This window comes from Streptomyces sp. CAI-85, assembly GCF_013363615.1.
GTDB lineage: Bacteria > Actinomycetota > Actinomycetes > Streptomycetales > Streptomycetaceae > Streptomyces > Streptomyces antibioticus_B.
Genome location: NZ_JAANNX010000005.1, coordinates 71,641 through 84,491 on the forward strand (window position 1 = coordinate 71,641; position 12,851 = coordinate 84,491).

Sequence of the window (12,851 nt, forward strand, 5' to 3'; positions counted from 1 at the left end):
CTGCCCGTGTCGCCGCTCGACGTCCGCGTCCCCGCCGTACTGCTGCGGATCGACCGCAACCCCTTCCACCACGGAACCCTGGGCGCCGTGCGCTCGCTCGGCCGGGCCGGAGTGCCCGTGCACCTGGTCGCCGACACCGCCGACAGCCCGGTCCGCGCGTCCCGGTTCGTCCGCCAGGTGCACCATCCGCCGCCGCCCGGCGCCGGACCCGAGGAGGTCGCCGCCGTGCTGCTGCGGGTGGCCGCGCGGATCGAACGGCCGGCCGTGCTGATCCCGATGGACGACGCGGGCGCGCTCGCGGTGAGCGGACTGCGCGCCGAGCTGGCCCCCGCCTACCTGCTGCCCCGGCAACCCGCCCCGGTCTCCGAACAGGTCGCGGACAAGGCCGAGTTGGCCGCGCTGTGCGCCGCGGCGGAGGTGCCGCACCCGGTGACGCTGGCCCCGGACAGCGCCCAGGAGGCCGTCTCGGCCGTGAACCGGCTCGGGCTGCCGGTGGTGGCGAAGTGGAGCCGGCCGTGGCTGCTGCCGGCGGCGGGCGGACTGCGCAGCACCGCCGTCGTGCGCTCACCCCGGGAGGCGCGCGAGCTGTATCTGCGCTCCGGGGACGCCGGCAGCCGGCTGCTGCTCCAGGAGTTCCTGCCGCCGGGGCGCGACCGCGACTGGTTCTTCCACGCGTACGCCGACCGCCACGGCACCCTGCGGGCCGGCGGTCCGGGCCGCAAGCTCTCCGCCTGGCCGCGCGGCGCCGGGCTGACCGCGGTGGGCGAGTGGGCCGAGAACGCCCGAGTGCGCTCGCTCGCCGAACGGCTCACCGAGCGGCTCGGCTACCGCGGCATCCTCGATCTGGACTTCCGCCGCTGCGGCACGACCGGCGACTACCACCTGCTCGACTTCAACCCGCGGCCCGGCGCGCAGTTCCGGCTCTTCACGGACACGGCCGGACTGGACGTCGTACGGGCGCAGCACCTGGATCTGACCCACCGTCCGCTGTCCGCCGGGGTGGCACGGCCCGGGCGGGTGTTCGTGGTGGAGAACTACGCGCCGCTGGCCACGCTGCGCCGGGGTGCGCACGGCCGTGAGCTGGCCTGGGGCGCGGCCGACGATCCGGGGCCGGGGCGGGCGATGCGGCGTCTGTGGTGCGCGCATGTGGGCCGCCGGCTGCGGGAGGGGCTGCCGGCGGCGGGCGCGGGTGCCGGGCGCGCGCGAGGCGGCCCGGCACCCGGCTCGGTCAGCGACGGGTCGCGGACCGGCCTCGCCGGTAGAGGATGACGCCGCCCGCGATCAGGACGGCGCTGACACCGGAGGCCGCCAGCAGGGCCTGGCGCTCACCACCGGTGTTCGGGAGCTGCGGCCGGTCGTGACCCCAGCCGTTGCCCCCGCCCTGGTGGTCCCCGCCGGAGTGGTCGCCGTTGTGGTGCGGGGGCGGGGCGGAGTGATCGTCGTCGTCCCCGCCGTAGGGCGGCGGCGTGGTGTGGTCGTCGTCCCCGCCGTACGGGGGCGGCGTGGTGTGGTCGTCGTCGCCACCGTAGGGCGGCGGCGTGGTGTGGTCGTCGTCCCCGCCGTACGGGGGCGGGGTCGTGTGGTCGTCATCGTCGCCGCCGTAGGGAGGCGGCGTCGTGTGACCCCCGCCGTACGGAGGCGGCGTGGAGTGGTCGTCGTCCCCGCCGTAGGGGGGCGGGGACGAGTGGCCGCCGCCGTAGGGGGGCGGGGTCGTGGCGTCGTCGTCGCCGTACGGGGGCGGGGTCGAGTGACCGCCTCCGTAGGGCGGCGGGGTGGTGTGGTCGTCGTCCCCGCCGTACGGGGGCGGAGTGGTGTGGTCGTCGCCGTAGCCGCGGCCCTCGTCGGAGTCGCCCTCGTCGGAGTCGTCCTTGCCGTATCCCGCGTCGTCGTCCTTCTGCTGCTTGGCCGGCACCGGGACCTTGTGGGTGGGCGTGGCGGCGGGGGCGGCCGAGGTGTCGGCGCAGAGGTTGCCGAAGGCGGCGTCGAGCGCGGCGGCGACATCGGTCGAGTTGCCGCAGACGTTCGCCGGCAGGTGCACCGGAACGTGGATGTCGTTGCCCGCCACCACTCCGGGCGAGCCCCTGGTGGCCCCGTCCGCGTGCGAGTCCGCGAAAGCGGTACCGCCGGCGCACAGGGACAGAATGCCGGCCGCGGCGGCGGCCACGACCATTCCCTTACTCAGCGTCTGTCGCAATCTCGTTGTCTTCCTGCTTGTTCCTGCTCGAAGAAGTGGGAAGGGCCGGCCTCAGAACGCGCGGAAGCTCTCCAAGGCCGGCCCGGATCCGGCCCTGCGGCCGGTGTGACGTGCCGTCAGCCGTTGACGCAGACGTTGCCGAAGGCCGGGTTCAGCAGGCCGATCACGTTGATCGAGTTGCCGCACACGTTGGCCTGGAGCTCCACGGGGATCTGAACCACGTTGCCGGACAGGACGCCCGGGCTGCCGACCGCGGCACCGTGGGCGTCCGAGTCGGCGAAGGCCGGAGTGGCTCCACCGAGGGCCAGCACGAGACCCGCGACAACAGCAGCGCTCTTCTTCATGATTTTCCCTTCTCTGCGGACATGCCTGAACCAGAGATAGCCGTCCGGGAGAAGCACCCACCACGCTTCGCCAGGGAATTCACTCGAATATATTCACACTATTAACTCGCATGGCGGAAAAGCCGAACGGCCCGCACGGAATGCGGGCCGTTCGGGGAGCGCGGGGGGTGTCAGCCGTTCTGGAGGCCGTTGCCCGAGAGCGCGGAGATATCGCTCAGGATGTGCGACAGCGGCTCGTCGCCCTTGGCCTGGGTGCTGTTCTCGGCGCACTGCTGGTTCTGCGGGGAGGCCAGCACGTTGACGTCCTGGACCGCGACCGGAACCAGGAGGCCGACCAGACTGCCCGCGTTGGCCTTGACCGGAGCGCCCAGGCAGAGCTTGTTGACGGAGCCCTGCACCAGCGTGGCCTGCGGGCTCAGGTCGCCCTTGGTCACGGAGTTGCCGAACGCCGACTGCGCGCCGTTGCCGCTCGCGGAGGTGGTGCCGGCGTCGTCCCCGATGGCAAGCGCCTGGGGGGCTGCCGCCGCCGACGCACCGACGACAGAAGCGGCGACCGCCGCCGCGGCCATTGCCTTCTTCAGCATTTCGCTTTTCCTTTCCCTGCCCCGGCTCCGACGCCGGGGCCATGTGCCTGCCCCCGACTCAACCGGGCGCACGGGGAATGGTTGCGGCGCTTCACCCGATCGAAGTTCTGGGCGTGCGGACAGTGCCGCGGAATGGGCCATCGGAGTGAAGAAGAACAACCAAACACGGTGCGGAGAGTTGACCAGGGCGCTCCGGTGGACGGGGTTTCTCCAGAAAGGGACTTGAACGTGATCAAGAAGGTTTGGGCCGGCGCCGCGGTCGCCGTATCCGTCGTCGGTGCCATGGCTGCGGCCGCCGCCCCGTCGCTGGCCATCGGCAACGACACCGGCACCACCTCCGCGAGCGGCAACGGCGCCAGCCAGGCGTTCGGCAACTCCGCCACCTACGGCAACATGAGCCCGCAGCTGGCGCTGATCCAGGGCTCCCTCAACAAGCCCTGCATCGGTCTGCCGGCCAAGCTCAACCTCGGCAGCGCCGTGGGTCTCATCCCGATCGCGGTCCAGGACGTCAACGTCCTGTCCTCCCCGCAGAACCAGCAGTGTGTGGAGAACTCCACGCAGGCCAAGGGCGACGAGCCGCTGTCGCACATCCTGGACGACATCTCCGTGCTCGCCGGCAACGGCGCCGCCAACCACTGAGTCCGTCCCGTGCAGCGGGCCGCCGGTTCTCCGGCGGCCCGCTGCCGCGTGTACGGGCAGGTGAGGGGCGCGCGGCGCCCGTGGCGGGTGCGCTGCTCCGAACGGGGCACAGCCCGCAACTTTCGTCCCTCACCAGGTATTAACCAGCACGCAGCTCCTCCCCCGGAGCCCGCTTCTCGAAGGGAAAGAACATGAAGAAGCTGTGGGCAACCGCGGCTGTCGCCGCCTCCCTGGCCGGCGTCGCGATCGCGTCCGCTCCGCAGGCCCTGGCCATCGGTGACGACAGCGGCACCACGTCCGCGAGCGGCAACGGCGCCAGCCAGTCGTTCGGCAACTCGGCCACGTTCGGCGACATGAGCCCGCAGCTCGCGCTGGTGCAGGGTTCGCTGAACAAGCCGTGTGTGGGCCTGCCGCTGAAGGCGAACGTCGGCTCGCTGATCGGTGCCATCCCGGTCGCGGTCCAGGACATCAACGTCCTGTCCTCCCCGCAGAACCAGCAGTGTGTCGAGAACTCCACCCAGGCCAAGGGCGACGAGCCGCTGTCGCACATCCTGGACGACATCTCGGCCCTCTCGGGCAACGGCGCGGGCAACGGCTGAGCCGTCCTTCCCCGCCAAGGCGGGTCACCGGTCCTCCGGTGACCCGCCTTTCGCGTGCTTGTCGGCGGAGTGCACGGCCTCGGCGAGGTCGCGCACGTCGTCGTCCTCGGTCCGCGCGGCCAGGGTGTCGGCGCGTTCGCCGAGGGCGCCGAGGGACGGGGCGTCCGGCAGCGGACGGTCCGGGGCGCGCAGGGCGTCGGCGAGGTAGGCGGCGACGGCGGCGACCTGGAAGCGGGCGGGCGCGTCGTCGAGCCGCTCGTGCAGGGCGCCGGCCTCGATCCGGCCGGTGGCCTCGTGCGGGGTGCGGGTGCGGGGGTCGAGCCAGCGGACGGTGGCGGTGGCGAGGTGGCCGCGGGCGCCGGGCTTCGTGCGCACCGCGTAGAGGGCGGTGACGGTGTGGCCGGGGCCGACCTCGCCGCCGTCGACCCGGTCGTCGCGGAAGTCGTCGTCGGCGACGCGGCGGTTGTCGTAGCCGATGAGGCGGAACTCGGCGACGGTCCCGGGGTCGAAGGCGACCTGGGCCTTGGCGTCGCGGGCGGTCAGCTCGACGTTGCGCGGGAGTTGCTCGCCGAAGACGGTGCGGGCCTCCTCCTCGGTGGAGACGTAGCTGGTGTGGCCGTCGCCCTTGTCGGCGAGGCGTTCCATCAGGGCGTCGCCGTAGTCGCTGCCGACGCCGACGCCGAAGAGGGTGATGCCGTGCTCGCGGCGGGCGGTGGAGATGCGCTCCAGGATCGTGTCGGCGTCGGTGTCACCGGTGTTGGCGAGCGCGTCGGAGACCAGCACGACCCGGTTGGTGGCGCCCCGGCGCAGGCCCTCGACGGCGGTCTCGTAGCCGGTCTCGACGCCGGCGCCGAGGTTGGTGGCGGACAGCGGCTCCAGGCTGTCGATGGCGTCGTGGACCCGGCCGCGGTGTGCGCCGAGGCGGGTCATCGGCAGCACGGTCTCGGCCCGGTCGCTGAAGGTGACGATCGCCACGGAGTCGTCGTCGCGGAGCCCGTCGGTCATGGTGCCGAGGGCGTACCGGGCGAGGTCGAGGCGGCCGGGGTCGCCCATGGAGCCGGAGACGTCGACGACGAACGTGAGGGCGGCGGGCGGCCGTTCGGCGCGGCTCTCGGCGGCGCGGGTGGCGAGGCCGACCCGGACCAGGGACCAGTCGTCGCCGGTGCGGGCGCCGTCGACGGTGACCGAGAAGCCGTCGCCGTCGGGACGCTCGTAGTCCTGGCGGAAGCTGTTGACGAACTCCTCGGGGCGGACCGTCGAGGGGTCGGGCAGCGCGCCGTCGGCGAGGGTGCGGCGGGCGTAGCCGTAGGACGCGGTGTCGACGTCCAGGGCGAAGGTGGAGAGGCGGTCGGGGGCGGCCTCGCGGGAGGTGTCGTCCTCGTCGGTGCCGCCCCGGGGCACGGTCGGTGCCCGGTGGTCGCCGGCGCGCTGGTCGCCGGCGCGGTCGGCGCCGCTGTGGTCGCTGCTCGATCCGCCCCAGCCGCAGCCCGTGAGCAGCAGCCCGGTGGCCGCGGCCAGGGCGAGGAGACGCCGTGTCCGATGGATCCTCATGTTCCGTACCCCCTGTGTCCTTCGGATTCCCTCGTCGTGTGTGACTGTGACGGGGCAGGGGGCCGGAACGTGCGGTACGGGGTGTTGCGGATGTGTCTCGAAGCGGGCACGGAACGGGCCCGCCGAGACCGGTGGGTGATCCTCCGTTGGCCTAGGACACGATGTCCTTGCGGGAGAAACCGCGGAAGGCCAGGGCGAACAGGACGACGGCGTACGTCACCGAGACGGCGGTGCCCTGGATCATGCCGGACCATTCGGGGGTGGGCTGGACGGCGTCGGCCCAGGCGAACTGCCAGTGCGCGGGCAGGAAGTCCCGCCAGTCGCCGAGGGCGGTGACGGCGTCGAGGACGTTGCCGACGATGGTGAGGCCGACCGCGCCGCCGACCGCGCCGAGCGGGGCGTCGGTCCGGGTGGACAGCCAGAACGCGAGCCCGGCGGTGACCAGTTGGGACACGAAGATGTACGCCACCACGACCACGAGGCGCTGGGCGGCGGTGCCGGGGTCGAGCGCGCCGCCGGTGGGCAGCCGCAGCGGGCCCCAGCCGTAGGCGGCGGTGCCGACGGCGAGGGCGACGACCGGCAGCAGGATCATCGCGGACAGGCTGAGGCCGAGGCCGACGACGAGCTTGGACCACAGCAGCCGGGCCCGGGGCACGGGGGCGGCGAGCAGATAGCGCAGCGAGGACCAGCCGGCCTCGGAGGCCACGGTGTCGCCGCAGAACAGGGCGACCGGGATGACGAGCAGGAAGCCGGCGGACACGAACAGGCTGACGGCGGCGAAGTTGGCGCCGGAGGCGGTGGCGGTGTCCATCAGGGTGACCCGGTCGCCCCGGCCGTCGGGTTCGCCGCCGATGGCGAAGGCGATGAGCAGCACGAACGGCAGGGCGGCGAGGATGCCGCCCATGACGAGGGTGCGGCGGCGCTTGAGCTGGCGGACCAGTTCGACGCGGAGCGGGAGGGTGTGGCCCGCCCGGTATCCGGAGGCGACCTCGGTGAGCGTGCTCATGCGGAACCTCCGATCAGGGTGAGGAAGGCGTCCTCCAGGCGGCGGTGCGGGCCGACCGACGCCACGGGCACGTCGAGGCGGACCAGTTCGGCGATCAGGCGCGGGGCGGAGCCGTCGGCGGCGAGGCGGACGAGGAGTCCGTCGTCGGTGACGGTCGCCGAGGTGACCCCGGGCAGCGCCGCGACCTTCTCGGCGACGGGCTCCTCCACGGGGACGGCGGTGCCGACCAGGAGGGTGTCGCCGGAGCCGACGATCTCGGCGACCGGGCCGGCCTGGACGAGCCGGCCGCGGTCCATGACCACGAGGTGGGTGCAGGTCTGCTCGACCTCGGAGAGCAGATGGCTGGAGACGATCACCGTGCGTCCGGCGGCCGCGTACCGGATCATCACCTCGCGCATCTCGCGGATCTGCGGCGGGTCGAGGCCGTTGGTCGGCTCGTCCAGGATGAGCAGGTCGGGCAGGCCGAGCATGGCCTGGGCGATGGCGAGGCGCTGCCGCATGCCCTGGGAGTAGGTGCGGACCGCGCGGGCGAGGGCGTCGCCGAGGCCGGCGATCTCCAGGGCCTCGTCCAGGTGGGCGTCCTCGGCGGGGCGGCCGGTGGCCCGCCAGTACAGCTCCAGGTTCTCCCGCCCCGACAGATGCGGGAGGAAACCGGCGCCCTCGACGAACGCGCCGACCCGGGAGAGGACGGCCGCGCCGGGCCGGATCGCGTGCCCGAAGACGCGGATCTCGCCGCCGTCGGGGGTGATCAGGCCCATCAGCATGCGCAGGGTGGTGGTCTTGCCGGCGCCGTTGGGGCCGAGCAGGCCGAGGACCTGGCCCTGTTCGACGCGGAAGGAGAGGTCGCGGACGCTGTAGCGCTCGCCGCCCGCGTACTTCTTGGCGAGGTCGGTGATCTGGAGGGGGACCTCGGCCAGCTCCGGGTCGGGGGCGGGTCCCGCGGTGCGGCGGCCGGTGGCCAGCAGGACGAGGGCGAGCGCGGCGCCCGCCAGGGGCAGCCACCAGACCCAGGACGGCAGCGGGGCGGCGGCGGTCGTCACACCGGGGGCGGTGGGGACGTTCAGGTCGCCCTTGAGGGACACGGTGTAGGTCGCCGGGGTGACCGGGGAGGCGTAGCCGAGGTCGGTGGAGGCGAGGACCAGGCGCAGCCGGTGGCCCTTGTCGAGGTCGTGGTCGATCGCCGGGAGGGTGATCGTGACGTCCTGGCCGGCCTCGGCGTTCTCGACCCGGACGGGGGTGACGAGTTGGGCGGGGAGCACCCTGCTGCCGTTGGGGCCGACGTCGTAGACCTTGGCGAAGAGGACGGCGTCCTTCGAGGTGGAGGTGACGTGGACGGTGGCCGTCGGGGAACCGGTGATGCGCAGGTCGTCGGTGACGGGCGCGGACTCGAAGGCGGCGAACTGGCCGGGGAAGTCGAGGGAGACGCCGACGCCCAGGGAGGAGAGCTGGGAGAGTCCGCCGCCGCCGAGGCCGGGCAGGGCGGAGACGGCGGGCGGGGCGGCGCCGGCCGGGTTGGCGAAGGACTGCTCGCGTCCGGTGAGCGCGATCGGACGGGGGTCGCCGGTCAGACCGGGGTAGCGGTCGGCGCTCGCGCCCCTGAGCAGGGCGGCGCCGTCGGTGGAGTCGACGCCTCCGGTGCGCGAGACACGGAAGGCGGGGCCGGTGTCGGCGGACTTCTCGCCCTTGAGATAGCGGTCGAACCAGGAGGTCACCCGGGCCTGGACCCGGTCGCCCTCCAGATCGCCGCCGTCATGGCCGCCCGCGATCCAGTCGACGTCGACCGGTGCGCCGTTGGCGCGGATCGCCCGCGCGGCGGCGTCGGCCTGGGCGAGGGTGAAGAGGGAGTCGGTCTGGCCCTGCACGAGGAGGGTGGGGACCTTGATGCGGTCGGCGACGGCGGACGGCGAGCGTTCCTCCAGCAGGGCGCGGGCGGCGGGGTCGGGGGTGCCGGACTCGGCGACCCGCTCGTACATCGCGCACAGCGTGGGCTCGAACTCGGCGCAGCCGCCGGCGGTGTTGACGAAGATGCCGGCCCACAGCTTCTTGAACACGCCGTCGGGGAACAGGGCGTCGGCCAGGTTCCAGTAGGTGATCGCGGGGGCGATGGCGTCGACCCGGTCGTCGTACCCGGCGGCGAGGAGGGAGACCGCGCCGCCGTAGGAGGCGCCGGCGACGCCGACGCGCGGGTCGCCCGCGCCGTCCAGCCGCACCTCGGGCCGTCCGGCCAGCCAGTCGATCAGCCTGGAGACGTCGGCGACCTCGGCCTTCGGGTCGTTCAGCCCGATCTTCCCGGTGGACTCGCCGAAGCCGCGCGCGGACCAGGTCAGGACCGCGTAGCCGTCGCGGGCGAGGTCCTCGGCCTGCCGGCGGACGTCGTCCTTGCTGCCGCCGAAGCCGTGGCCGAGCAGGACGGCGGGGCGGCGGCCGGAGGGGCCCGCGGTGAAGTAGGAGGTGTCCAGGCGGACCCCGTCCACCGTCGTCACCCGGTCGGCGCGGCGCACCGGGGTGGGGCCGTCGTCGGAGGCGACGGCCGTCCACGTACCGGCGCCGGCGAGGACGGCGACGGCGGCCACGGCGGCGAGGAGCCGCCGCGGCCGCCGTGGTCCCCGGAGGCCGGGCAGTCGAAGATCCATGGTTCAACGGTACGGGGTCGACCTGTCGGGAAGGTGTCGACCGCAGGCCGAACTCCGTGCCCTCCCGGGGGTGTACACGGACCGGCGGCATACCGCGTCCGCGGTACGTCAGACCCGGGTGTCCTCCGGGACGGTCACCAGCCAGCGGGTGGCGCGGCGCGGGCGGAGGTAGCAGACCCAGTAGAGGGTGGCGACGGCGGTGATGCCGCCGGTCCACAGCAGGTAGCCGGTCTCCTGCTGGGTGAGGATGTAGCCGAGGACGACGATCAGCAGGACCGGGACGGCCGGCCAGAGCGGCATCCGCCAGGCGGGCACGTGCCGGTGGGAGCCGCGCCGGGCGAGCAGGGCGGCGACGGCGACCAGGAGGTACATGCCGGTGACCGAGACGCCGGTGACGCCGTACAGGGTGTCGAGGTTGACGAAGCACAGGGCCGCGCCGGGGATGCCGACGGCGAGGGTGGCGACCCAGGGGGAGCCGAAGCGGCCGAGCCTGGCGAAGACGTTGTTGACCGGCTCCGGCCACGCCTTGTCGCGGGCGGAGGCGAACAGGACACGGGAGTTCTGGATGACCATGACGATGCCCGCGTTGATGATCGCGAGGGCCACGCAGAGGCTGACGAAGGTGCCGACGGCGGAGCTGGACCAGGCGGTGACCATGGCGCCGATGTCGCCGCCGGTGAGTTCGGCGACGTCGGAGGCGCCGAAGGTGATGGCGACGACCGGCACCAGGATGATCACCGAGGAGATGGCGAGGGTGGCGAGGACCGTGCGGGCGACGTTGCGGCGCGGGTGCTCCAGCTCCTCGGAGAGGTAGACGGCGGTCGAGAAGCCCTGGGTGATGAAGAGGGCGATGGCGAGTCCGGAGACGACCAGCGCGGCGGTGACGGTGTCGGCGTGACCGTCGCCGCCGGCCACCTGCATCGACAGCAGGCTGCCGGGGCCGCGCTGTCCGTGGGCGAAGCCGAGGAGGGCCACGACGGCCGCGGCGATGACCTCCAGGACCAGGAAGACGCCGGTGATCCAGGCGTTGGCGCGCAGGTCGAGCAGGCCCGCGAGGGTGGCGAGCAGCATCACTCCGGCGCCCGCCACGGACGGGTCGAGGTGGACGATCGGGGCCAGGTAGCCGGCCGTGCCCATCGCGATCACCGGCGGGACGATCATGACGACCAGCAGGGAGAGGACGAACACCAGCCAGCCCGCCAGCCGTCCGGCCATCGTCGAGACCATGGCGTACTCGCCGCCCGCGCTGGGGACGAGGGTGCCCAGCTCCGAGTAGCAGAACGCGACGGCGACACAGAGCAGGGAGCCGATCGCGATGGTGAGGGCGGTCGCGGTGCCCAGCGAGCCGAACAGGTCGGGCACGACGACGAAGAGGGTGGAGGCGGGGGTCACGCAGGACAGGGTGAGGAGGGTGCCGCCGACGACTCCGATGGAGCGCTTGAGCTGCCGGGGGCCGGCGGTCGCGCTGTCGGTCGCACTGTCGGTCGCGCCGGTCGCCCGGGGGAGGGCGGTCTCGGCCGGGCGGAGCGTGTCGGTCATGCGGCGGGTTCCGATCGACTCGGGCGGGTGCCTCCGGCGGTTGGGGCGATGCCGCATGGAACCCCGACGAAAACCAGTGCGTCAATAGGTGATTGACTACGGAATCCGCAGCCGCGAGGCGCCTGGACCGCTGAAAACGCGGCTTCGGTGCCCGCCGGTACCGGCCCCCGCCGACCTACGGGAACCGCAGTGCGCACCGCATAAAAAACGGGGCCGTCCGCAATGCGGACGGCCCCTCCATGGCCCGGGAACTGCCTCAGTGGTTGCGCGGGAAGCCCAGGTCCACGCCCGCGGGGGCGTCGGCCGGGTCCGGCCAGCGGGTGGTGACGACCTTGCCGCGGGTGTAGAAGTGCGTGCCGTCGTTGCCGTAGATGTGGTGGTCGCCGAAGAGCGAGTCCTTCCAGCCGCCGAAGCTGTGGTAGCCGACGGGGACCGGGATCGGGACGTTCACGCCGACCATGCCGGCCTCGATCTCCAACTGGAAGCGGCGGGCCGCGCCGCCGTCCCGGGTGAAGATCGCGGTGCCGTTGCCGAACGGCGAGCTGTTGATCAGCGCCACGCCCTCGTCGTAGGTGTCCACGCGCAGCACGCACAGCACCGGGCCGAAGATCTCGTCCTGGTACGCCTTCGCGGTGGTCGGGACCTTGTCGAGGAGCGAGATGCCGATCCAGTGGCCGTCCTCGAAGCCCTCGACCGTGTGGCCGGTGCCGTCGAGCACGACCTCCGCGCCCTCGGCGGCCGCGCCGGTGACGTAGGACGCCACCTTGTCGCGGTGGACGGCGGTGATGAGCGGGCCCATCTCCGACGTCGGGTCGTTGCCGGGACCGATCTTGATCTTCTCGGCGCGCTCGCGGATCTTCTCCACCAGCTCGTCGCCGATGGCGCCGACCGCGACGACGGCGGAGATCGCCATGCAGCGCTCGCCGGCCGAGCCGTAGGCGGCGGACACGGCGGCGTCGGCGGCCGCGTCGAGGTCCGCGTCCGGCAGCACCAGCATGTGGTTCTTGGCGCCGCCCAGGGCCTGGACGCGCTTGCCGTTCGCCGAGGCGGTGGTGTGGATGTAGCGGGCGATCGGCGTCGAGCCCACGAACGAGACGGCCTTGACGTCCGGGTGCTCCAGAAGCCGGTCCACCGCCACCTTGTCGCCGTGCACGACGTTGAGGACGCCGTCCGGCAGCCCGGCCTCCGCGAGCAGCTCGGCGAGCTTCAGCGAGGCCGACGGGTCCTTCTCGGACGGCTTCAGCACGAAGGTGTTGCCGCACGCGATGGCGAGCGGGAACATCCACATCGGGACCATCGCCGGGAAGTTGAACGGCGTGATGCCGGCGACGACCCCGAGCGGCTGGCGGATGGAGGCGACGTCCACCCGGCTGGCCACCTCGGTCGACAGCTCGCCCTTGAGCTGCACGGTGATCCCGCAGGCCAGGTCCACGATCTCCAGACCGCGCGCGACCTCGCCGAGCGCGTCGCTGTGCACCTTGCCGTGCTCGGCGGTGATCAGCTCGGCGATCTCGTCGCGGTGCGCGTCCAGCAGGGCGCGGAACTTGAACAGGATGGTGGACCGCTTGGCGAGCGAGGAGGTGCCCCAGGTGGCGTAGGCGTCCTTGGCGGCGGCCACCGCCGCGTCGACCTCGTCGACGGTGGCGAACGCGACCTTCGTGGTGACGGCGCCGGTCGCCGGGTCGGTGACCGGCCCGTACGTACCCGACGCGCCTTCGACGGTCTTGCCGCCGATCCAGTGGTTGACGATCTTCGTCATGAC

General features: G+C 73.1%; 11 protein-coding genes. 3 read left to right on the forward strand and 8 right to left on the reverse strand.

Annotated elements, in window-relative coordinates:
* The first annotated feature begins 6 nt into the window (after positions 1-6).
* Complete coding sequence (locus tag G6W55_RS09215) at positions 7-1,269, forward strand: ATP-grasp domain-containing protein (protein WP_309243663.1); 1,263 nt, start codon at positions 7-9, stop codon at positions 1,267-1,269.
* On the opposite strand, the gene G6W55_RS09220 is transcribed toward G6W55_RS09215, so the two are convergent.
* The 3 genes from G6W55_RS09220 to G6W55_RS09230 all read right to left on the reverse strand — a co-directional run bounded on the left by G6W55_RS09220 (position 1,229) and on the right by G6W55_RS09230 (position 3,122).
* Positions 1,229-2,170, reverse strand: a complete 942-nt coding sequence (locus tag G6W55_RS09220) for a chaplin family protein (RefSeq protein ID WP_175520504.1) — start codon at positions 2,168-2,170, stop codon at positions 1,229-1,231. The genes G6W55_RS09215 and G6W55_RS09220 overlap by 41 nt on opposite strands.
* Positions 2,171-2,310: 140 nt before the next feature.
* A complete protein-coding gene (locus tag G6W55_RS09225) occupies positions 2,311-2,538 on the reverse strand; it encodes a chaplin (protein ID WP_175520307.1) in 228 nt (75 codons plus the stop codon).
* A 170-nt stretch (positions 2,539-2,708) separates the two neighbouring features.
* Positions 2,709-3,122, reverse strand: coding sequence for a rodlin (locus G6W55_RS09230; protein WP_175520308.1), 414 nt, complete (start codon positions 3,120-3,122; stop codon positions 2,709-2,711).
* Positions 3,123-3,350: 228 nt separating this feature from the next.
* On the opposite strand from G6W55_RS09230, the gene G6W55_RS09235 reads away from it, so the two are divergent.
* Both G6W55_RS09235 and G6W55_RS09240 read left to right on the forward strand, forming a co-directional pair.
* Entirely contained in the window at positions 3,351-3,761 is a 411-nt protein-coding gene (locus G6W55_RS09235) for a rodlin (RefSeq protein WP_175520309.1), read from the forward strand.
* Positions 3,762-3,952: 191 nt separating this feature from the next.
* Positions 3,953-4,360, forward strand: coding sequence for a rodlin (locus G6W55_RS09240; RefSeq protein WP_175520310.1), 408 nt, complete (start codon positions 3,953-3,955; stop codon positions 4,358-4,360).
* A 24-nt stretch (positions 4,361-4,384) separates the two neighbouring features.
* On the opposite strand, the gene G6W55_RS09245 is transcribed toward G6W55_RS09240, so the two are convergent.
* The 5 genes from G6W55_RS09245 to mmsA form a co-directional block, all read right to left on the reverse strand.
* Positions 4,385-5,911 carry a VWA domain-containing protein gene (locus G6W55_RS09245; RefSeq protein WP_175520311.1) on the reverse strand — a complete coding sequence of 509 codons (1,527 nt, stop codon included), beginning with the start codon at positions 5,909-5,911 and terminating at the stop codon, positions 4,385-4,387.
* 151 nt (positions 5,912-6,062) lie between these two features.
* A complete protein-coding gene (locus tag G6W55_RS09250; RefSeq protein ID WP_175520312.1) occupies positions 6,063-6,917 on the reverse strand; it encodes an ABC transporter permease in 855 nt (284 codons plus the stop codon).
* Positions 6,914-9,550, reverse strand: a complete 2,637-nt coding sequence (locus tag G6W55_RS09255) for an alpha/beta fold hydrolase (protein ID WP_175520313.1) — start codon at positions 9,548-9,550, stop codon at positions 6,914-6,916. The genes G6W55_RS09250 and G6W55_RS09255 overlap by 4 nt, the downstream gene beginning before the upstream one ends.
* Before the next feature lie 108 nt (positions 9,551-9,658).
* Positions 9,659-11,089, reverse strand: a complete 1,431-nt coding sequence (locus G6W55_RS09260) for an APC family permease (protein ID WP_175520314.1) — start codon at positions 11,087-11,089, stop codon at positions 9,659-9,661.
* A gap of 256 nt (positions 11,090-11,345) precedes the next feature.
* The gene (gene mmsA / locus G6W55_RS09265; protein ID WP_078633547.1) at positions 11,346-12,848 is read right to left on the reverse strand and encodes a CoA-acylating methylmalonate-semialdehyde dehydrogenase; all 1,503 of its coding nucleotides are present in this window, start codon (positions 12,846-12,848) and stop codon (positions 11,346-11,348) included.
* Positions 12,849-12,851: the final 3 nt, after the last annotated feature.